The following is a 19,880-nucleotide window of genomic DNA, read 5'->3' as shown; positions in this document are numbered from 1 at the left end:
CGCAAGCGAACACAAGGCAGGGCAGGAACGGGCCGCGACACGCATGAGCGACTTTATCGAACGCTGGTCACCCAATTTCGACGAGCGCGCGCTGCCCATCTCGATGATCGTGCTGCATTATACCGGCATGAAGACCGGCGCCGAAGCCCTTGATCGGCTTGCTGATCCCGAGGCGAAGGTGTCGGCGCATTATGTCGTCAGCGAAGACGGCCAGATCACCCATATGGTGCCCGAGGACAGGCGCGCGTGGCACGCGGGCAAGTCGCACTGGCGCGGGATCAGTGACATCAATTCGGCGAGCGTCGGTATCGAAATCGTCAATCCCGGGCATGAATTCGGCTATGTCCCCTTTCCCGACCCGCAAGTCGCCTCGGTCGTGCGGCTCGTGCACCAGATCAAGGACCGCCACGCGATCACGCGCGGCAATGTCGTCGGTCATTCGGACATCGCGCCGACGCGCAAGCAGGATCCGGGCGAGCTTTTTCCGTGGGGTGAGCTGGCGCGCCGGCGCCTGGCGCTGCCGCGGCCGACCAAGAAACTGACCGATCCGCTATGGACCGACGCCGGCTTCCTGCTCGCGCTTGAACGTTTCGGCTATGATGTCACCGACGGCTTTGCCGCGACCGTCGCCTTTCAGCGCCGCTTCCGCCCCGAACTGATCGACGGAACGATCGACGGCGAATGCCGCGCGATCCTGCTCGCACTGCTGCTGCCGCAGCCCGAAGGTGATTGATCGAGCGGGAGTGACCGAAGCGAGACATCGCAGCATCGTCATCCTGAACTTGATTCAGCATGACGAGCGTTAAAAGGCTGGGATCCACCCATGTCAGTCGTTCGCGCAATCGCTCGCAATCGGCGTTCGTTCGCGTTATAACCGCATGAGGCCAGAGGGTCGGGCGATCGCCGCCGCGCAAGCGGGGGAGGAAAGTCCGGGCTCCACGGAAACCACGGTGCCGGATAACGTCCGGCGGCTTCGGGCAACCGGAGCAAGGGAAAGTGCCACAGAGAGCAGACCGCCAACGGCTTCGGCCCGGCGAAAGGTGAAAGGGTGCGGTAAGAGCGCACCGCGCGGACGGCAACGGACGCGGCACGGCAAACCCCACCGGGAGCAAGGTCGAATAGGGATGGCACGAGGTGACTCAGGGCTGGTTCCGGCCCCGCCGTCCGGGTTGACTGCTTGAGCGTCCGGGCAACCGGCCGCCTAGAGGAATGATCGCCCATCCCCGGCAACGGGGTGGACAGAACCCGGCTTACAGACCCTCTGGCTTCACTCTCCCATCCCCGCGCGCCCCGCGCGCGGGAACCGCGCTGTCCAGCCCCGCGTTGGATGCAGACAGTCTGAAGGGAGACGAACCATGAAAGTCGTCGACGACCATGTCGAAGTGACCGACGAAGAAGCCAGCAGCGGCGTCAAAGGCAACGGCGTGCGCTATGTCCTTGCGATTTCGCTGTTTCTGGCAGTCATCGTGCTATCGGTGGTCTGGATCATCCCGGCGCTGATGGGGCAGGGGCAATAATTATTTGGCGGCAGCGCCGAACGCATCCTCGCCGCTGGGGGCGTCTTCCATCCAATAGACGCGGATCGGGCGGCGGAAGCGCTTGAGTCCCGTCTTTTGATAGGATGCATTTTCGCCCGACCCGCTTAGCTTGAGCGTCGAGGTGATGACGTCGCCGGTCAGCAGGTTCCAGCTCAGTTCGCTGCCGTCGTGCGCGAAGGTGCGGCTATACATCGTTGCATCAAGGCCGATGAGCTTCATGCGCCCAGCCTCCGGGTCTAGCCGAAAGCGATAGGTTGCCGCCGTCGCGGTCGTTCCCCCGGTCAGATCCTTGACGACCAATACGCCTTTCGCGACGGACATCTCGGCTGCGCCGAGCGGGTAGGCGTCGAGGTCGAGCATGCCCTGCGGCGCGCGGCCGAAACCCTTGCCCTTGTCGGCCAGGCGGACGCGCAATATCCTCTTGTCGTCGCCGCGCACGATATAGGCGATGTCATCGACGCCGTCGCCATTCAGGTCACCCGCGATGCGTGCTTCAATCTCTTCGCCGCGGCCCAGTTCGGCCTTGATCTGCGCGTCGCCCGGCGGCTGCATCGCCTGGCTATCGGTTGCCGCCAGCGACAATGCAACGATGATGATTCCCCGCATCGACCCTCTCCTTGCGTGACGATCGGATGGCTTCGCACGATCTTTCGCGCGTCGCTGTGATCGCGCGCACAGGCGGCACGTGCCGCGATCAGGGATAGGCGATGGCGACGATTTCCCATTCCTTGGGCCCCGCGGGCAGTTGGACCGTGCGCAAATCGCCGGTCGCCGCGCCGCGCAGCGCCCGGGCCAGCGGACTGTTCCAGCCGATCCGGCCGGCGCCCGCATCCGCCTCATCGTCGCCGACCAGCGTGACGGTGCGGCGCGCGTCCTCCTCGTCGGCGAGTTCGACCGTGGCGCCGAACCAGATACGGTGCTTGTCGGGCTGTTCCGCGGGATCGACGACCCGCGCGGCCTTCATCCGGCGCGCGAGGAAGGACAGCCGCCGGTCGATCTCGCGCAGCCGTTTGCGGCCGTAGATATAGTCGCCATTCTCGCTGCGGTCGCCATTGCCGGCCGCCCAACTGATCGTTTCGACGAGCTTGGGGCGTTCGGTTACGAACAGCCGATCATATTCGGCGCGCAGCGCGGCGAAGCCCGACGGGCTGATGATATTGGTCTTGTCCCCCGCCATCGACCGGTCAGCCGGGTGTGCGCTTGCCGAGATAGAAGCTCAGCGGTGCATTGGGCAGCGACCGGTCGCCGTCGCGCAGCGTGTCGTAGACGACCGCATTTTCGAGCACGCGCTGGACATAGTTGCGCGTTTCGAAAATCGGAATAGCCTCGATCCAGTCGATCATGTCAACCGTGCCCGATCGCGGATCGCCATTGGCGCGCAGCCATTTGTTCACATTCCCCGGCCCGGCATTGTAGGCCGCGACCGCGAGCGGATAGCTGCCGCCGAAATAGCTGAGCATCTGCTGAAAATAGGTCGACCCCAATGTCATATTATAATTGGTGTCGCTGGTCAGCGAGTTCGCGTCATAGCCGAGGCCGAGCTTGCTTGCGACTTCGCGCGCGGTTCCCGGCATCAACTGCATCATCCCGCGCGCGCCGGCGTGACTGATCGCCTGGCGGTCGAACTGGCTTTCCTGACGGGTGATCGCGTGGATGAAGGTCCAGTTGTTTTCCTGCCCCGCCGGGACACGCACCGTGGGGAAGCCCGAAACCTCGACCGCGTCGAGGCTGTTCGCCTGCGCGCTGCGGCCGATCATGACGCCGAGGTCGGGACGGCCGATCGACGCGGCGAGCTGGCCCGCCAGAACATGATCGGTCGGCGTCGTCGCGCGCTGCGCCAGCGCACGGAGGAACAGCGACTGTTCACGCCACGCGCCAATTTCGCCCAGCGCGCGCGCGGCGCGCACCAGCCGGTCGTCATCGAATGCCTCGCGCTCTGACGCGCTGACCCGGATCGTCGGGACGGGCACCGGCTTGGGCTGGCGGCGGCCAAGCCGTTCGAGCGAGAGCTGGCCGTAAAACTGGTCATAATGTTCGGCCGCGTCGGCGAAATGCGCACTGGCCGCAGCCGTGTCGCCCGCTGCGAGCGCGGCGCGGCCCGCCCAGTAAAAGCCCTTGGTGCGCGTCTGCGCCGAGCGCGCGGCTTCGCCATAAGCGCGGAACAGCCGTACCGCTTCGCCTGGCCGGCCGAGGCTCTTGTAAGCGAGCTGGCCTGCGAGCCATGCCAGCGAGGTATAATCGTCGCGCACGCCGAGCGGCTGTTCCCGCACGACCGTCCCCGACGGCAGCGCGTCATCAAGCTGCCGCGCGATATTATAGGCAGTCACCTTGTCGCCCGCGGCATCGGCCTGGCGCGCGTTGGTGAGCAGGGTTTCGAGCCATTCCTCCGCATCAGTGGGTGCCGAGGCCAGATTGCGCGGCCCAGCGAGCAGCGCGCGCGCTTCGCCGACGCGGCCCGCCTTGCGCAGCCACGTTGCCTTGTCGGCGATATAGCCGGGGTCGGTGCGGGTCAGCGACGGATATTGCGCTTCGATCGCCGACGCTTGCATCGCGGCGTCGACCGCGCCGCTGCGCATTGCGAGCCGCACCGCGAAGATCGGCCGCCGGTCGGGCGAGGTGAAGGCGAGTTGGCGCGAGGCGGGGCCGGTCGCGCCCAGCCACAACAGCTTGTCCATGCGTGCATCATGATCGGCTAGCGAGATCGCGCCGGGGAAGAGACTCAGCACCCGGCTGACCTCCGCTTCATCGAGCGTGCCGCCGGTCCAGGCCCGGCGCACCGCGGCATAGGCTTCGTCGCGGCGGCCCGACGCGTTGAGCGCTAGCGCCATACGCAGCTCGCCGCTCGCGGTGCGCGGCGGAAAGGCCTGGAAATAGGCGAGCGTGCGCGCGGGATCGAAACTGTCGATCGCGATCGCCTTTTCGGCGCGGACGCGCATCTTGTCGGCATCGGGCCAGTCGCGATTGGCCATCAGGAACCGCGAAAGCCGGTCGAACGACGCAGTCTGGTCCTGCGTCAGCCGCCGCCATTCGAGCACCGCGTCGCCGACGGTGTTGGTCGCGCTCGGCGGCGAGGTCGAGACCGACGCGAGCCCCATCTGAGCGCGATACCACGCCATCTGATCGGGCGTCAGTTCGCTCGCGGTGGCGACCGATGGGACAAGCAGCGCCGCAGCGAGCGCGAGGCGGGAAATTGGGGGCAGCGAAAACATGCCGGCCATGTTAGTGGCAAACTCCTTGCAGGGCGCTGAATAGGCGTTCATGACGCGGCGCGCTGACCGGATTCTATCGGTGAAAGCGGCTTTTTGTAAAGGAGCGGAGCATGTTCTCGGGGTCGATTCCCGCTTTGGTGACGCCATTTCGCGACGGTGCGTTGGATATGCAGGCCTTTGCGCGCCTCGTCGACTGGCAGATCAAAGAGGGGACGAGCGCGCTCGTGCCGTGCGGTACGACCGGCGAGAGCCCGACGCTGAGCTTCGACGAACATTATCGCATCATCGACGCGTGCATCGAGGCGGCGGCGGGACGGGTGCCGGTGATCGCCGGCTGCGGGTCGAACGACACCGCCACCGCGATCCGCCACATGCGGCATGCGCAGGCCGCAGGGGCGAGCGCCGCGCTGATCGTCGCGCCCTATTACAACCGCCCGACACAGGAAGGCATGCTCGCCCATTTCAGGGCGCTCGCCGACGCGAGCGATCTGCCGATCGTCGTCTACAATGTCCCCGGCCGTACCGTCGCCGACATCAGCGCTGAAACCATGTGCAAACTCGCCGAAATTCCGACGGTCGTCGCGACCAAGGATGCGAGCGGCGACCTTGCGCGCGTGACGATGCACCGGGCCGGGGCGGGCGCCGATTTCTGCCAGCTCAGCGGCAACGACGACCTGTGGTTGCCGCACGCCGTTCTGGGCGGGGTGGGCTGCATTTCGGTCACCGCCAATGTCGCGCCGCGCCTGTGCGCCGATTTCGCCGCCGCTTGCGCCGCAGGCGACTGGGCGCGCGCGCTGGTCCTGCACGACCGGCTGTTTCCGCTGCACAAGGCGATGTTCACCGACGCGTCACCGGCGCCGGTCAAATATGCGCTGGCGCGGGTGCACGACTGGTTTTCGCCCGATGTGCGCCTACCTATCATTCCGGCGTCCGCTGCATCGCGCGCCGCCGTCGATGCCGCACTGGTTTCGGCGGGCGTTCTCTAGGTTTTCTTCATTCATGGCCCGTCCGCAATCCGCCCCCGAATTCGACAAGAAGAAGGTCGTCGCCGAAAATCGGCGCGCGCGCTTCGACTATGCCATCGACGAGGTGTTCGAGGCGGGGATCGCGCTGCAGGGCACCGAGGTGAAATCGTTGCGCTTCGGCGAGGGGACGATCGCCGAAAGCTATGCGGAAGTCGCGGGCGGCGAGGTGTGGCTGATCAACGCCAACATCCCCGAATTCAGCCATGGCAACCGTTTCAATCATGAACCGCGCCGACCCCGCAAGCTGCTGCTCAACACGCGCGAGATCAATAAATTGCACGCGGCGGTGGCCCGGCAAGGGATGACGCTGGTGCCCTTGAGCGTATATTTCAACGGACGCGGGCGCGCGAAGGTCGAACTCGCGCTCGCCAAGGGCAAGAAGGCGCACGACAAACGCGAGTCGATCAAGGAACGCGACTGGAAGCGCGACAAGCAGCGATTGATGAAGGAACGGGGATGAGCGGGGGGAAGCCGCGCGACAAGGCGGCGGTGATGAACTGGATCAAGCGCCACTCGCCGTCGCGTGAGGAGCTGCTCGAAAGCCGGTTCGTCAAGCCCTTTGCCCATCGCGTCGCGCATAGCCATTTATGGCGCTTCACCCGCACCTCGGTGCGCCGTGGCACCGCGCTCGGTCTGTTCGTCGGCATCTTTTTCCTGATCCCTGGCGCGCAGATACTGGGCGTGGCAATGCTCGCGCTGCCTTTCCGTGCCAATATTCCGATCGGCGTCGCGATGACTTTCCTGTCCAACCCCGCGACGACGCCGCTGCTGATCGCCGCGGCGGTTTGGCTCGGCAATGATCTGTTCGGGCTGCATGCGAATGTCGCGACCTTCTCGATCATGATCGACAATGGCGCATCGGTCGGCGAATGGGCGCGGTGGCTGTTGTCCGACGCTGCGCCGGCTCTGATCGCGGGCCTGTTCGTAATCTCGGTCGTCACCGCGGTGGTCGGCTTCCTGCTCGCGGCGGTAATCTGGGACAATTGGATCCGCCTGCGCTGGCGGCGCAAATTGCGCCGCGCGCGCGACCAACGACTTGAGTCATCGACGAGCGACACGGCGGCCGGTTGATCGCAGGCCGCCAGCTTTTATAGCTGTCTCCATCGCAGGATCCGCGCCATTCACGGTGCGGAGAATCATGTCCTGCCCGTCAACCTGGGGATAATCATGACACGTATGACGCATTCTTCGCGCCTGATGGCGACCGCCGCGCTGGGCGCGATACTGTTCGGCATGGCGCCGGCGGTTTCGGTTTCGGCCAAGGAGCAGGCCGCCGCCTCGGCCAAGGCCGACAAGCCCGAAATCGGCGATTTCGGCTTCGACACGACCGGCATGGACAAGAGCGTGCTGCCCGGCAACGACTTCTACGCCTATGCCAATGGCACCTGGGCCAAGAACACCGCGATCCCGGCGGACAAGTCCAACTATGGCATGTTCACCGCGCTTGCCGATCTGTCGCAAAAGCGCACGCAGGAGATTCTCGAAGCGGCGAAGGGCGATCCGAGCAGCATGATCGGACGCGCCTATGCCTCCTATCTCGATTCGGCGTCGGTCGAGGCGAAGGGGCTTGCCCCGATCCAGCCGTGGCTCGCGAAGATCCGCACCGTCGACAAACCGGGCCTTGCCGCGTTGCTCGCCGAAGCCGACCGCAACGGCGTCTCGCACTTCTTCGGCGGCTATGTCGGGCAGGACGACAAGAATCCCGACGTCTACATCTACACGATGTTCCAGGGCGGCCTCGGCATGCCCGATCGCGACTTCTACCTGAAGGACAATGAGCGCAACGCCAAGCTGCAGGCGGCTTACCTCAAGCATCTGGAAAATGTCCTGACGCTGGCAGGCGAACAGGACGCCGCGGCGCGGGCGCAGGCAGTCTATGCCTTCGAAAAGCAGATCGCGACGGTCCATTGGGACAAGAATGACAGCAGCGACGCCACCAAGGTCTATAACAAGATGACGCTTGCCGAACTGGAAAAGGCGGCGCCGGGCTTCGACTGGACGACCTTTGTTCGCGGCATCGGCGTCAAGGAAGACGCGCTGCTCGTGTCGCAGCCGAGCGCCTTCACCGGCGAGGCGAAGCTGATTGCCGACGCGCCGATCGGCGTGCTGCGCGACGCGCTGCTCGTCCGCAGCCTCGACGGCTTTTCGGACGTGCTGCCCGATGCGGTCGCGAAGGAAGCCTTCTCCTTCTATGGCACCGCGCTGTCGGGAACGCCGCAGATGCAGGAGCGCTGGAAGCGCGCGGTCGATTTCACGACCGGCAATCTGGGTGAAGCGGTCGGCAAGGATTATGTCGCGAAATATTTCCCGCCAGAAACCAAGGCGGAAATGGACAAGCTGGTCAAGAATGTCATCGCGGCGCTCGGCCACCGCATCGACAATCTTGCGTGGATGCAGCCCGAAACTAAGGTGAAGGCGAAGAAGAAGCTGGCCAATTTCACGACCAAGATCGGCTATCCCGATCGCTGGAAGGATTATGGATCGCTGGAGATCCGGGCCGACGACCTGTTTGGTAACGCGCTGCGCGCCAACCAGTGGCAGCATGACGACAATATCAGCCGTCTCGGCGGTCCGATCCGGCGCTGGGAATGGGGCATGACCCCGATGACGGTCAATGCCTACGCCAATTTCGGCATGAACGAGATCGTCTTCCCGGCCGCAATCCTGCAGCCGCCCTTCTTCGATCCGAAGGCCGACCCCGCAATCAACTATGGCGGCATCGGCGCGGTGATCGGCCATGAGATCAGCCACCATTTCGACGACCAGGGTTCGAAATATGACGAAACCGGCAAACTCGCCGACTGGTGGACGCCCGAGGATGTGAAGGCGTTCGAAGCAGCGAGCAAGGCGCTCGTCGCGCAATATGACGCCTATGAAGTGCTGCCGGGCGAGCATCTCGACGGCACCTTCACGCTGGGTGAGAATATCGGCGATCTCGCCGGCCTCAACATCGCCTATGACGCTTACAAGGCGTCGCTGGGCGGCAAGGAGGCGCCGGTGATCGACGGGCTGACCGGCGACCAGCGCTTTTTCCTCGGCTGGGCGCAGGTATGGCGGCGCAACTATCGCGAACAGAATCTGTCGCAGCGCATTTCGACCGATCCGCATTCGCCCTCGATCCAGCGGACTTGGGTCTCGCGCAATCTTGACCCTTGGTATAAGGCCTATCAGGTTAAGCCGGGCCAGACGCTCTATCTGGATCCGAAGGATCGTGTTCGCATCTGGTGATGCGCTGACTGGGAAAGTGTGAATTGACCGCGCAGAGCCTGCCTTCCGCTGATACCGATTTCAGCAGGGGGGTGGGCGCTGCCGGTCCGCTTTCCGCAATTCAAGGGCTTTCCCGGATCGACCTTGCGCTGCTCGGCGGCCTCGCGCTGGTGTCGGTCGGGCTGTTGTTCTGGGCCACCGGCGACGCGGTGCTTGCCGCCGGTTTCCTTGCCGGACTCGCGCTCGCGGCGGGCGGCATGATCCTCGCGCGGCGTCTGTTTCCGGCGGCCGCGGTGGGCGAGGCGGCGCCGACCGATTGGTCGATGCTGCGCGCCGCGGTCAATCATGACGATATTGCGATTGCGATCACCGACCGGGCCGGACGCCTCGTCTGTGCGAACGACCTGTTCGCGACATGGATGGGCGGCTTCGTCACGCCGCCGGGCCTGCCGCTCGAAGGGCGCGGCGCCGAGCTGCTCAAAAATGCGGGCCGGACCGCGTGGCGCGAAGGTGAGGGCGGGGTCGATGAAATCGCAGTCGGGCCCTTGCAACTTCGTGCACAAGTGCTGCGATCGGGGCAGGCCGAAGACTATCTCATCTGGCGCTTTTCGGCCCATGAACGGCTCGATCTGGCAGGAGAGATCGTCCGCCACCTCGACGGACCCGCAGGGCGCACGTTGGCGCAGGCGGGGGTGATGGCGGCGCTGGTCAGTGCCGAGGGCCGGTTGCGCGTTGCCAATCAGGCATTTCTTTTGCGCGCGCTCGGCGAAGAGGATGCGCTGCATTATGCGGGGCGCGATGTCGCCGGAATGTTGCGGCTCGATGATGCCGGCGCGCTCTATTTTGCGCGTGAGGGCGATCGGGCAACGCCGGTGCGGATGCTGCAAATCCCGCTGACGCCGGCCGATACGCACGGGCCGATGCTGCTCGCCATGCTCGACGAGGAGATCGGACCCGCCGATCGCGGCACCGCGCAAAGCTATATCGAAACGCTGCTGTCACTGCTGCCCTTCGGGCTTGCGCTCGTCGATCGCGACGGGCGCTTTCTGTACATGAACCGCGCTTTCATGCGCGCCGCGGGCGTCGCCGATGGCAAGAGGCCGCGCTACCCCGGCGATCTTGTGGTCGGCGAGGACAAGGGACCACTCGCCGACATGATCCGCCGTCACAGCAGCGGGCAGCAGGTCGGCGGCGATCTGTCGATCCGGCTGGCCGGACAAGGCGACGAACCGGTGTCGATGCGCGTCGTCGGCGTGCGCGGGCTGGGCGAGGCGGCGGTTCTGCTTAGCCTCAAGGATTCGAGCGAAGAGTCGCGCCTCAAGCGGCAGGTGGCGCAGGCATCGAAGATGCAGGCGGTCGGCCAGCTTGCGGGCGGCGTCGCGCATGATTTCAACAATATCCTGACCGCGGTGCTCGGAAGCTGCGATCTGATGCTGATGCGGCACACGCCGGGCGACAGCGACTATGACGATATTCAGCAAATCCGCAGCAACGCCAACCGCGCGGCGAGCCTGACGCGGCAGTTGCTCGCCTTTTCGCGCCAGCAGACGTTGCGGCCGCAGATATTGCAGCTTCCCGACGTGATTTCGGAAGTGTCGCATCTGCTCAAGCGGCTGATCGGCGATACGGTGCAATTGTCGGTGCATCATGGCCGCGGGCTGGGTGCGGTGCGCGCCGACCCCGGGCAGCTAGAGCAGGTCATCATCAACCTTGCGGTCAATGCGCGCGACGCGATGCCCGGCGGCGGGACGTTGACGATCGAAACCTATCCCGTTTCCGCCGCTGAAGTTCGCCAGATGGGCAATGAATTCATGCCGCCCGCCGATTACAGCGCGCTGAAGGTCGGCGATACGGGGACCGGCATTCCGGCCGAAGTGCTGCCTAAAATTTTCGAACCCTTTTTCACGACCAAAGATGTCGGCAAGGGGACAGGGCTGGGACTGTCGACGGTCTATGGCATCATCAAACAATCGGCGGGCTTTATCTTTGCCGACAGCAAACCGGGCGCGGGGACCAGCTTCACCATTTACCTGCCGGTCCACCGAGCCGAAAGCGGCGTGCCGGCAACGCCGCCGCCGGCTGCGAAGGCGAAGAAAAGCCAGTGGGGCACCGGTACCATCCTTCTCGTCGAGGACGAGGATATGGTGCGGGCCGTCGCCGAACGGGCGCTGACCCGCGCGGGTTATACGGTCGTTACCGCTTCGCAGGGCGAAGAGGGGCTTGAACGCTTCGCCGCGATGGACAAGATTGACCTGGTGATCAGCGACGTTGTGATGCCGACGATGGACGGGCCGACGATGGTCCGCGCGATGCGCGCCAAGCGGGCGAACCTGCCGGTGCTGTTCATGTCGGGCTATGCCGAGGAGCAGTTGCGCCAGTCGATCAACATCGATGATGTCGCCTTCCTGCCCAAGCCCTTCTCGGTTGCGCAGCTTGCAGAAGCAGTATCGATGGCGCTCGACGATGCGGCGCATAGGGTGGGTCATGGCTGAAGACAGGTTGATCCTGCTTGTCGAAGACGATGTCCTGATCGGCATGATGCTCGTCGATATGTTCGACGCGCTCGGCTATCCCGAACCGGCGCAGGCGACGACCAACGAGGAAGCGCTCGCGGTAGTCGCGTCGCAGCCGGTGGCGGGCGCACTCGTCGATATCAACCTGGGCGACGAAAAGGGATGGCCGGTCGCCGATGCGCTGGCGGAGCGGGGGATTCCCTTTGCCTTCACGTCAGGCGGCGGCGACGTGATTCCCGCGCCGCATGCGAACCGCAAGCTGGTGACGAAGCCGTTCCGTATCGCCGAAATCGAGGCCGTTCTGGATGGTTTTTTCGGGGAATAGCGCGCGCCTCGCCGATAGCGCAAAAATATTTGTTCTCCACTTGTTCCTATAGAACAAATAGCGTACACAGCTCTGGCGTTGCGGTGGTTCTGCCTTCGCTCTAGAGCTGGAAAGGAACGGTCATGGCCGGACAATTATCACTCGTCGAATCGGGGAAATCAGTGAACAGCACAGACAGGCAGAAGGCGCTCGACGCCGCACTCGCGCAGATCGATCGCGCGTTCGGCAAGGGCTCGGTGATGAAGCTCGGATCGAAGGAAGCGATGCAGGTCGAGGCGGTCTCGACCGGATCGCTCGGGCTCGACATCGCGCTCGGCGTCGGCGGTCTGCCGCGTGGCCGCGTTATCGAAATCTACGGTCCCGAAAGCTCGGGCAAGACCACCCTCGCGCTGCATTGCATCGCCGAAGCGCAGAAGACCGGCGGAACCGCGGCTTTCGTCGATGCCGAACATGCGCTCGATCCCGTCTATGCGAAGAAGCTGGGCGTAAACATTGACGAGCTGATCGTGTCGCAGCCCGATACGGGCGAACAGGCGCTTGAAATCGTCGATACGCTGGTGCGCTCGAATGCGATCGACGTGCTCGTCGTCGACTCGGTCGCCGCGCTCGTCCCGCGCGCCGAAATCGAAGGCGAGATGGGCGACAGCCATGTCGGCCTTCAGGCGCGCCTGATGTCGCAGAGCTTGCGCAAACTCACCGGCTCGATCAGCCGTTCGCGCTGCATGGTGATCTTCATCAACCAGCTGCGCATGAAGATCGGCGTGATGTACGGCAATCCCGAGACGACGACGGGCGGCAATGCGCTCAAATTCTACGCCTCGGTCCGCCTCGATATCCGCCGCACCGGCCAGATCAAGGACCGCGACGAAATCGTCGGCAACACCACGCGTGTCAAAGTCGTCAAGAACAAGGTCGCGCCCCCGTTCAAGCAGGTCGAATTCGACATCATGTACGGGCAGGGCATTTCGAAGATCGGCGAAATTCTCGACCTCGGGGTCAAGGCCGGTCTCGTCGAAAAATCGGGCGCCTGGTTCAGCTATGATTCGATCCGCATCGGTCAGGGCCGCGAAAATGCGAAGAATTTCCTGACCGAAAATCCCGAACTGATGGAACGGCTCGAAAAGGCGATCCGCAGCCGCACCGATGCGGTGGCCGAAGAGATGATGACCGGCCCCGACGCGGACGACGACGATATCTAATCCGGATCCGGCGAGCCGTCGCAATACGGCTCGCCGGCGAACGGCGGCGGGTCCGTGCCTCTCCGGCACGCCTCCTTGGATCTGCCCGACCCCTCTCTTGGCAGGTCGGCCCGGCCGCCGTTGACCATGCCGCCGCTGACCATGCTGGCGGGGGCGTGTACCGCATCCCGGCTTGCGTGTTCAGGGGCAAGGACTACACAGGCTCGATGCCCGCGATCCGCCTTTTCGGTTTGCCGACCGACGTCAACAGTAGTTTCGAACGCGGCGCGGCGGGCGGGTCTGCGGCGATCCGTGCGGCGCTGCGCAGCGATCGCGGCAATATGGCAAGCGAGCTCGGTCCCGAAATCGGCACGGATATCGCCTTCACTGACGATGGCGACCTGCCGCTGACCGAGCATGTCGCACACGACGATGCCGCGATCCGGCGCCATGTCGCGATGCTGCACGAGGATGGCGAAATTCCGCTCGCGCTCGGCGGCGATCATGCGGTGACATTTCCGCTCGTCGAAGCCGCCGCCGCTTGTTTCGGTCCGCTCAACATCCTGCACATCGACGCGCATCCCGACTTGTACGACGACTTCGGCGGCAATCCGCGCAGCCATGCGTCGCCCTTTGCCCGGATATGCGAAGCGGGCCTTGCCGCGCGGTTGGTCCAGGTCGGTATCCGCACGTTGAATCGCCATTGCGCCACACAAGCCGATCGCTTCGGCGTCGAGATCGTCCCGATGGCGGACTTGGTTCCCGAAGCGGTGCCGGTGCTGAGCGGCCCGCTCTATATCTCGATCGACCTCGACGGGCTCGATCCGTCGGCGGCGCCCGGCGTCGCGCATCCCGAGCCCGGCGGGCTGACAGTGCGCGAACTGCTCGCGGTGCTGCACCGGCAGTGCGCGCCGATCGTCGGCGCGGACATCGTCGAACATCATCCGGGCCGCGACATCGGCGGCGTGACCGCTATTGTCGGCGCCAAGCTGGTGCGCGAGCTGGCGGCGTTAATCGATCGCAACGGATATTGGCGCGGATAAGAGGAGAATGCGGTGAGCCTGATCGTCCACCATCTGAACAACAGCCGGTCGCAGCGCATATTGTGGCTGCTCGAGGAAATCGGCGCTCCATTCGAAATTCGCCACTATCAGCGCGACGCCGTTACCAACCTCGCGCCGCCCGAGCTGAAAGCCGTCCATCCGCTCGGCAAATCGCCGCTGCTCGAGGACGACGGGCGGGTGATCCAGGAATCGGGCGCGATCGTCGAATATTTGTGCGAGCGCCATGGCGGTGACGCCCTGATCCCGCCGCGCGGCACCGACAATCATGTCCGGCACCTTGAGCTGCTGCACTTTGCCGAAGGTTCGGCCATGACTCCTGTTCTCCTCAATCTCTATGTTGCCCGCCTCGGCGATGCTGCGGCGCCGCTGCGACCGCGGATCGACGAACAGCTCGGCGCGCATTTCGCCTATCTCGAAAGCGAGATCGGCGACGCCGGGCATTTCATCGGCGATCGCCTGTCGGCTGCCGACATCATGCTGAGCTTCCCGGCCGAGGTTGCGGCGATGAACGGTGCCGATCGCTATCCGCGCCTCGCCGCCTTCGTCGCGGCGTGCCACGCGCGCCCCGCCTGGCAGCGCGCGCGCGAACGCGGGGGCGATTATTTTGTCTTTTGATCGCCGGTTTGGCGTGCTGCTCCTGACCGCACTATTCACAGCGGCGACCCCGTTGGCGGCCGCGCCGCCCGTTCTGGGGCCCGGGGTCGAGCGCGACGTCGTGGTACCCGCGGGTAAGAGCTTCGAGCCCGCCCCAGCCGACGAGGAGGGCGCGATCGACCGCTTCACCGGGTTCACGATGGCGTTGGCGAAGCGCGACTATGAGGCGGCCTATGCGATGCTGCGCCTGTCGTTTCAGGCGTCGAACCCGCGGCTGGAATGGGAGATGAACCTGCGCAAGCGGGCTGCGCTGTGGGCCGATGGCACGCTGCGCATCCTGCGCCTGACCTGGTATGCCGACCCGGCGGGACAGCCGCCCGGCCTTTATGCCGCGTTCGATTTTCGCGGCGATCGCAAGGATGGCACGATGGATTGCGGCTATGTCGTCGTCCATCGCAGCGCGCCCCGTGCCGCCTTCACCGTCGTGCGCGTCGATACGTCGGAAGTGCCGCCTGCCCTGATCGAGGACGGGGTGCCCAAGGCCGACGTGCTGCATCAGCTTCCCTGCTATCTGGGCAAGGGCATCGCGACCGCTTTTTGAGCGCAGTGGCGCTGAGCCAGCCCTCATCGGACTTGCGGCGCGCGCCCGTTGTCCGCAATATCGGCCTGCGGTCATCCGATCGACGGAAGGCGGGGGGAGTTCGGGGTTATGGCAGGTCTGGTATTGGCGCTGTTGCTTGCGGCGGCGGGCGAGCCCGCAATTCGCGTCGAGAAGCTGGCCGCGGGTGGTTTCAGCGCCGATGTCGCCGATATCGAGGCGGCGCGGCTGACGACGACGATGGAAGAGGTCCAGCGGATTGCGGCGCAGCGCTGCGGCAAGATGAAGGTGCGTTTCGGCCGGTATAATTTCGACAGCCGCGTCGATACGACCCGCAATGTCATGATGATCGAAAATCTGCGGCAGAAATTCTTCTGCTACGATCCCGCGACCGATCCCTACAAGCCCGTTCCGGCGGACTGGAAGGCGAGCGACGCCGATACGGCGGCGGCGACCAGCTTTGTGACGCGCTTCCTCGACCGGGTCGATCGCGGCGATCAGGCCGGGATCGCGATGATGGACCCGCTGGCGGAAATCACGCCGAAGGACTGGGCAAACCTGCATGCCGGCGCCACGCAGTTCCAGACCGGCGACGGATCGATGACGCCGCAATTCGTCGCGTGGAGCAACAATCCAGATGGCGCCGCATATCCCGGCGCCTATGTCCTGTTTTCGGTGCTCGACGATCATCCGGGGATTGCCGGAACGTGCGGCGGGATATTGGTGCAGCGCGTTCGCGAAGGCGAATATCGCATCGCCCAATATGATGTGCAGTTCATCTCGCAGGCGCTGGTGAACCAGCAGGGGTTGACCGGGCAGCAGCTCGACCGGCTCTGCCAGCGCTGATGCTGCGCGTCTGTGCTTGAGTAACGGACGATCCGGCACTAGATCGCGCGCATGACATCGACCAACGACATCCGCCGCTCGTTCCTCGACTATTTTGCCGGGGCCGGCCACCATATCGAACCGTCGGCACCGCTGGTGCCGTTCAATGACCCGACGCTGATGTTCGTCAACGCGGGCATGGTGCCGTTCAAGAATGTCTTCACCGGGCTGGAGAAGCGTCCGTACAGCACGGCCGCGTCGTCGCAGAAATGCGTTCGCGCCGGCGGCAAGCACAACGATCTCGACAATGTCGGCTATACGGCGCGGCATCATACATTCTTTGAAATGCTGGGGAATTTCTCCTTCGGCGACTATTTCAAGGAACAGGCGATCGACCATGCCTGGACGCTGGTTCACAAGACCTGGGGCCTGCCCGCCGACAAGCTGACCGCGACCGTCTATCACACCGACGACGAGGCGTTCGACCTGTGGCGCAAGATTGCGGGTCTTCCCGAAGAGCGGATCATCCGTATCCCGACGAGCGACAATTTCTGGTCGATGGGCGACACCGGTCCGTGCGGGCCGTGCAGCGAAATCTTTTACGACCATGGCGACCATATCTGGGGCGGCCCGCCGGGATCGCCCGAAGAGGATGGCGACCGCTTCATCGAGATCTGGAATCTGGTGTTCATGCAATATGAGCAGATGCCGGATGGGCAGCGGGTCGACCTGCCGCGCCCGAGCATCGATACCGGCATGGGGCTGGAACGCATCGCGGCGGTGATGCAGGGCGTCCACGACAATTACGACATCGACACGTTCAAGGCGCTGATCGCAGCGTCGGTCGATCTGACGGGCGTTGCCGCCGAGGGCGGAAGCCAGGCGAGCCACCGTGTCATCGCCGACCATCTGCGCGCATCGAGCTTCCTGATCGCCGACGGCGTGCTGCCGTCGAACGAAGGGCGCGGTTATGTGCTGCGCCGGATCATGCGGCGCGCGATGCGGCACGCGCATCTACTCGGCGCCAAGGATCCGCTGATGTACCGACTGCTCCCGGCGCTGACGACCGAGATGGGCGCGGCCTATCCCGAGCTGATCCGCGCGCAGGCGCTGATCGCCGAGACGCTGGAGCGCGAGGAGGTCAAGTTCCGCCAGACGCTCGACAAGGGGTTGCGGCTCCTCGACGAGGCGACCGTGGGCATGGGCAAGGGCGCGACGCTGCCCGGCGATGTCGCCTTCAAGCTCTATGACACCTTCGGCTTTCCCTATGACCTGACCGAAGATGCGCTGCGGGCGCAGGGTATCGCGGTCGATCGCGCGGGCTTCGATGCGGCGATGGCGCAGCAGAAGGCAGCGGCGCGCGCGGCATGGAAGGGCAGCGGCGAAAAGGCGTCGGATGAAATCTGGTTCGACCTTGCCGAAGCCAATGGCAGCAGCGAGTTCACCGGCTACACCTCGACAGAGGGCGAGGGCGAGGTGATCGCGATCGTCAAGGACGGCCAGCCGGTCGAGACCGCCGAAGCCGGCGACACGGTGGTCGTGCTGACCAATCAGACGCCCTTTTATGGCGAAAGCGGCGGCCAGATGGGCGACGCGGGAACGATCACAACGCTGGAAGGCGCCAAGGCCAATGTCGAGGACACCGGCAAGCCGCTCGGCCGGCTGCACACGCATCAGGCGAAGCTGGAGGCGGGCAAGCTGAAGGTCGGCGACACTGTGCATCTGTCGGTCGATGCCGCGCGCCGCGATCGCATCCGCGCCAACCACAGCGCGACGCACCTTGTCCACGCCGCGCTGCGCAACCGTCTGGGTGCGCATGTCACGCAGAAGGGCAGCCTGGTTGCCGAGGATCGTTTCCGGTTCGACTTTTCGCACCCCAAGGCGCTGACGCCGGAGGAAATCGCCCAGATCGAAGCCGATGTGAACGCGCAGATCCGGGCGAACGAACCCGTCTCGACGCGGCTCATGACCCCCGAGGACGCGATCGCAGCGGGGGCGATGGCGCTGTTCGGCGAGAAATATGGCGACGAGGTGCGCGTGCTCAGCATGGGCAAGGGCGACGAGCATAGCTATTCGGTCGAACTGTGCGGCGGTACGCACGTGCGGGCGCTGGGCGACATCGCCTTGTTCAAGATCATCAGCGAAAGCGCGGTTTCGTCGGGCGTCCGGCGTATCGAGGCGCTGACCGGCGAGGCGGCGCGCCAGTGGCTGCTGGGCCGCGACGAGGCGCTGAAGTCGGCGGCGGCGGCGCTCAAGACCTCGCCCGACGAGGTGCCGGCGCGCGTTGCCGCGATGGCCGAGGCGCTGAAGAAAGCCGAACGCGAGCTGGCCGACGCGAAGAAGGCGCTGGCGCTTGGTGGCGGCGGTGCGGGCGGCGGAGCGGCGGCGGGTCCGGCGATCGAACAGGTCGGCGATGTCGCCTTTCTGGCGCAGGTCGTCGAGGGGCTCGATCCCAAGGAACTTCGCGGCACGGTCGATGGCCTCAAGAAGCAGGTCGGCAGCGGCGTCGCGATGCTCGTCGCGGTCAATGATGGCCGCGCGTCGGTCGCGGTTGGCGTGACCGACGACAAGACGGGCAGCCATAGCGCGGTCGATCTGGTCAAGGTCGCGGTTGCGGCGCTCGGCGGGCAGGGCGGCGGCGGCCGTCCCGACATGGCGCAGGGCGGCGGCCCGAACGGCGGCGCGGCGGACGACGCCGTCGCGGCGGTCAAGGCCGCGCTCGCCTGAAACGGTGGGACGTGAAACCGACAAAGAAGACGCGGCGCACCGATCATGCCGAGAGGCTGATCGCCGCGCCGCTGGTCGATGTGTTCGCGGCCTTTACCAGCGCCGAAAAACTGGCGCGCTGGCTACCGCCCGAGGGCGCGACGGGCGCATTCGAGCATAGCGATCTGCGCGAGGGCGGCGGGTTCCGCCTGCGCCTGACCTTCGACGACTCCGATGTCGAGACCAAGAGCGACGATGACAGCGATCTGGTCGCGGTGCACATCCCGGTGCTCGATGACGGGCGGCTGATCGTGTGGGAGGTCGAATTCGTGTCGGATGATCCCCGCTTTTCGGGCACGATGGCGATGCACTGGTATCTGTCGCGCAAGGGCGGCGGGACGCTGGTCACGGTCGATGCGCATCATGTGCCGCCGGGGATTTCGGCGAAGGATCATGAGGCGGGGCTGACGTCGTCGCTGGCGAAGCTGGCGGCGGTGGTGGGAGAAAGAGCGGCCAGTTAATAGCGACCTGTATCCCCGCGAAGGCGGGGATCCATCATCCGGCAGTGCAATTACGAGCCGGCGGGAGATGGGTCCCCGCCTTCGCGGGGACACACAATTGAGAGTAGGGCTTGGAAAGGTTCAGTCCTCCCCCCCTTTCGCTTTCCCCCATGCGCGGGCGGCGGTGTAGCCGAGGTAGCCGGTGCCGAAGAGCGCGTAGAGCGGTTCGGGGATGCCGGCGAGATAGGCGTTCATGCCCTCTGCGATGCCCTTTGCCATGTCGGGGCGCGTGGCGGCGATCAGGCCCATCGGGATCGCCCACAGAAGCAGCGTATACATGACGTAGAGGAAGCTGGGCCGCGCGCGGCTGGTCCAGGGGTCGGTGCTGTTCGCTTCGGCGACGATCGCGGTCATCCGCGTTTTGATCGCCTCCATTTCCTGGCTGTCCTCGAGCTTCAGCAGTTCGAGCTTGGCGTGGTCGCGCGCTTCGGGGTCGGGGATGATCTTGTCGATCAGCTTGGCGACGGGGCCGATCAGGCCTTCGATGATGCTCATATTTGCGGATCCTTTTGCTGGAAGTTGTCAAAGTTCACGGTAC

At 65.0% G+C, this 19,880-nt stretch carries 19 protein-coding genes and 1 other RNA gene; 16 read left to right on the top strand and 4 right to left on the bottom strand.

What is annotated here, in order from left to right:
• Positions 1–43: 43 nt before the first annotated feature.
• The 3 genes from AOA14_RS18115 to AOA14_RS19945 all read left to right on the top strand — a co-directional run bounded on the left by AOA14_RS18115 (position 44) and on the right by AOA14_RS19945 (position 1,517).
• Positions 44–733, top strand: a complete 690-nt coding sequence (locus AOA14_RS18115) for an N-acetylmuramoyl-L-alanine amidase (protein WP_062902818.1) — start codon at positions 44–46, stop codon at positions 731–733.
• A 151-nt stretch (positions 734–884) separates the two neighbouring features.
• An RNA gene (gene rnpB, locus AOA14_RS18110) (RNase P RNA component class A) lies at positions 885–1,269 on the top strand.
• Positions 1,270–1,355: 86 nt separating this feature from the next.
• Positions 1,356–1,517: a hypothetical protein gene (locus AOA14_RS19945; RefSeq protein WP_186402361.1), complete on the top strand. Its 162-nt coding sequence runs from the start codon at positions 1,356–1,358 to the stop codon at positions 1,515–1,517.
• Here the strand turns inward: AOA14_RS19945 and AOA14_RS18105 are convergent, their stop codons facing one another.
• The 3 genes from AOA14_RS18105 to AOA14_RS18095 all read right to left on the bottom strand — a co-directional run bounded on the left by AOA14_RS18105 (position 1,518) and on the right by AOA14_RS18095 (position 4,756).
• A complete protein-coding gene (locus tag AOA14_RS18105; protein ID WP_062902817.1) occupies positions 1,518–2,144 on the bottom strand; it encodes a hypothetical protein in 627 nt (208 codons plus the stop codon).
• An 88-nt stretch (positions 2,145–2,232) separates the two neighbouring features.
• Complete coding sequence (gene greB / locus AOA14_RS18100; RefSeq protein ID WP_062902816.1) at positions 2,233–2,715, bottom strand: transcription elongation factor GreB; 483 nt, start codon at positions 2,713–2,715, stop codon at positions 2,233–2,235.
• A 7-nt stretch (positions 2,716–2,722) separates the two neighbouring features.
• The gene (locus tag AOA14_RS18095; RefSeq protein ID WP_062903257.1) at positions 2,723–4,756 is read right to left on the bottom strand and encodes a lytic transglycosylase domain-containing protein; all 2,034 of its coding nucleotides are present in this window, start codon (positions 4,754–4,756) and stop codon (positions 2,723–2,725) included.
• A gap of 101 nt (positions 4,757–4,857) precedes the next feature.
• Here AOA14_RS18095 and dapA point away from each other — a divergent pair, with 101 nt between their 5' ends.
• From dapA to AOA14_RS18030, 13 genes are all read left to right on the top strand, one after another.
• A complete protein-coding gene (dapA, locus tag AOA14_RS18090) occupies positions 4,858–5,733 on the top strand; it encodes a 4-hydroxy-tetrahydrodipicolinate synthase (RefSeq protein WP_062902815.1) in 876 nt (291 codons plus the stop codon).
• Between the two features lie 13 nt (positions 5,734–5,746).
• A complete protein-coding gene (gene smpB / locus AOA14_RS18085; RefSeq protein ID WP_062902814.1) occupies positions 5,747–6,232 on the top strand; it encodes an SsrA-binding protein SmpB in 486 nt (161 codons plus the stop codon).
• Positions 6,229–6,843, top strand: coding sequence for a DUF2062 domain-containing protein (locus AOA14_RS18080; protein WP_082819993.1), 615 nt, complete (start codon positions 6,229–6,231; stop codon positions 6,841–6,843). Before smpB ends, AOA14_RS18080 begins: the two co-directional genes overlap by 4 nt.
• 96 nt (positions 6,844–6,939) lie before the next feature.
• The gene (locus AOA14_RS18075; protein WP_202988323.1) at positions 6,940–9,000 is read left to right on the top strand and encodes a M13 family metallopeptidase; all 2,061 of its coding nucleotides are present in this window, start codon (positions 6,940–6,942) and stop codon (positions 8,998–9,000) included.
• 71 nt (positions 9,001–9,071) lie between these two features.
• Positions 9,072–11,471 (top strand): hybrid sensor histidine kinase/response regulator, encoded by a 2,400-nt coding sequence (locus tag AOA14_RS18070; RefSeq protein ID WP_062902813.1) that lies wholly within the window; start codon positions 9,072–9,074, stop codon positions 11,469–11,471.
• A complete protein-coding gene (locus AOA14_RS18065; protein ID WP_062902812.1) occupies positions 11,464–11,817 on the top strand; it encodes a response regulator in 354 nt (117 codons plus the stop codon). Before AOA14_RS18070 ends, AOA14_RS18065 begins: the two co-directional genes overlap by 8 nt.
• A 122-nt stretch (positions 11,818–11,939) precedes the next feature.
• On the top strand, positions 11,940–13,016 hold the full coding sequence (recA, locus tag AOA14_RS18060; RefSeq protein WP_003050311.1) for a recombinase RecA: 1,077 nt from the start codon (positions 11,940–11,942) through the stop codon (positions 13,014–13,016).
• A gap of 206 nt (positions 13,017–13,222) precedes the next feature.
• The gene (locus AOA14_RS18055) at positions 13,223–14,038 is read left to right on the top strand and encodes an agmatinase family protein (protein ID WP_062902811.1); all 816 of its coding nucleotides are present in this window, start codon (positions 13,223–13,225) and stop codon (positions 14,036–14,038) included.
• 12 nt (positions 14,039–14,050) lie between these two features.
• Complete coding sequence (locus AOA14_RS18050; protein ID WP_062902810.1) at positions 14,051–14,674, top strand: glutathione S-transferase family protein; 624 nt, start codon at positions 14,051–14,053, stop codon at positions 14,672–14,674.
• Between the two features lie 13 nt (positions 14,675–14,687).
• The gene (locus AOA14_RS18045) at positions 14,688–15,254 is read left to right on the top strand and encodes a hypothetical protein (protein ID WP_238929690.1); all 567 of its coding nucleotides are present in this window, start codon (positions 14,688–14,690) and stop codon (positions 15,252–15,254) included.
• Positions 15,255–15,362: 108 nt separating this feature from the next.
• Positions 15,363–16,097: a hypothetical protein gene (locus tag AOA14_RS18040; protein ID WP_062902808.1), complete on the top strand. Its 735-nt coding sequence runs from the start codon at positions 15,363–15,365 to the stop codon at positions 16,095–16,097.
• Between the two features lie 51 nt (positions 16,098–16,148).
• On the top strand, positions 16,149–18,803 hold the full coding sequence (alaS, locus tag AOA14_RS18035; RefSeq protein ID WP_062902807.1) for an alanine--tRNA ligase: 2,655 nt from the start codon (positions 16,149–16,151) through the stop codon (positions 18,801–18,803).
• 11 nt (positions 18,804–18,814) lie between these two features.
• A complete protein-coding gene (locus tag AOA14_RS18030; RefSeq protein WP_062902806.1) occupies positions 18,815–19,303 on the top strand; it encodes an SRPBCC family protein in 489 nt (162 codons plus the stop codon).
• Positions 19,304–19,423: 120 nt separating this feature from the next.
• Here the strand turns inward: AOA14_RS18030 and AOA14_RS18025 are convergent, their stop codons facing one another.
• Entirely contained in the window at positions 19,424–19,837 is a 414-nt protein-coding gene (locus tag AOA14_RS18025) for a holin family protein (RefSeq protein WP_062902805.1), read from the bottom strand.
• Positions 19,838–19,880: the final 43 nt, after the last annotated feature.

This window comes from Sphingopyxis terrae subsp. terrae NBRC 15098, from assembly GCF_001610975.1.
GTDB lineage: Bacteria > Pseudomonadota > Alphaproteobacteria > Sphingomonadales > Sphingomonadaceae > Sphingopyxis > Sphingopyxis terrae_A.
The sequence above is the reverse complement of the archived record's forward strand: the minus strand, read 5'-3'. Positions and strand labels throughout refer to the sequence as shown.

What these genes read in the sequence shown, in the direction of transcription:
- AOA14_RS18115 (WP_062902818.1), top strand. Translation starts at nt 44, where the DNA reads ATGAGCGACTTTATCGAACGCTGGTCACCCAATTTCGACGAGCGCGCG.
- AOA14_RS19945 (WP_186402361.1), top strand. Translation starts at nt 1,356, where the DNA reads ATGAAAGTCGTCGACGACCATGTCGAAGTGACCGACGAAGAAGCCAGC.
- AOA14_RS18105 (WP_062902817.1), bottom strand. Translation starts at nt 2,144, where the DNA reads ATGCGGGGAATCATCATCGTTGCATTGTCGCTGGCGGCAACCGATAGC.
- greB (WP_062902816.1), bottom strand. Translation starts at nt 2,715, where the DNA reads ATGGCGGGGGACAAGACCAATATCATCAGCCCGTCGGGCTTCGCCGCG.
- AOA14_RS18095 (WP_062903257.1), bottom strand. Translation starts at nt 4,756, where the DNA reads ATGGCCGGCATGTTTTCGCTGCCCCCAATTTCCCGCCTCGCGCTCGCT.
- dapA (WP_062902815.1), top strand. Translation starts at nt 4,858, where the DNA reads ATGTTCTCGGGGTCGATTCCCGCTTTGGTGACGCCATTTCGCGACGGT.
- smpB (WP_062902814.1), top strand. Translation starts at nt 5,747, where the DNA reads ATGGCCCGTCCGCAATCCGCCCCCGAATTCGACAAGAAGAAGGTCGTC.
- AOA14_RS18080 (WP_082819993.1), top strand. Translation starts at nt 6,229, where the DNA reads ATGAGCGGGGGGAAGCCGCGCGACAAGGCGGCGGTGATGAACTGGATC.
- AOA14_RS18075 (WP_202988323.1), top strand. Translation starts at nt 6,940, where the DNA reads ATGACACGTATGACGCATTCTTCGCGCCTGATGGCGACCGCCGCGCTG.
- AOA14_RS18065 (WP_062902812.1), top strand. Translation starts at nt 11,464, where the DNA reads ATGGCTGAAGACAGGTTGATCCTGCTTGTCGAAGACGATGTCCTGATC.
- recA (WP_003050311.1), top strand. Translation starts at nt 11,940, where the DNA reads ATGGCCGGACAATTATCACTCGTCGAATCGGGGAAATCAGTGAACAGC.
- AOA14_RS18055 (WP_062902811.1), top strand. Translation starts at nt 13,223, where the DNA reads ATGCCCGCGATCCGCCTTTTCGGTTTGCCGACCGACGTCAACAGTAGT.
- AOA14_RS18040 (WP_062902808.1), top strand. Translation starts at nt 15,363, where the DNA reads ATGGCAGGTCTGGTATTGGCGCTGTTGCTTGCGGCGGCGGGCGAGCCC.
- alaS (WP_062902807.1), top strand. Translation starts at nt 16,149, where the DNA reads ATGACATCGACCAACGACATCCGCCGCTCGTTCCTCGACTATTTTGCC.
- AOA14_RS18025 (WP_062902805.1), bottom strand. Translation starts at nt 19,837, where the DNA reads ATGAGCATCATCGAAGGCCTGATCGGCCCCGTCGCCAAGCTGATCGAC.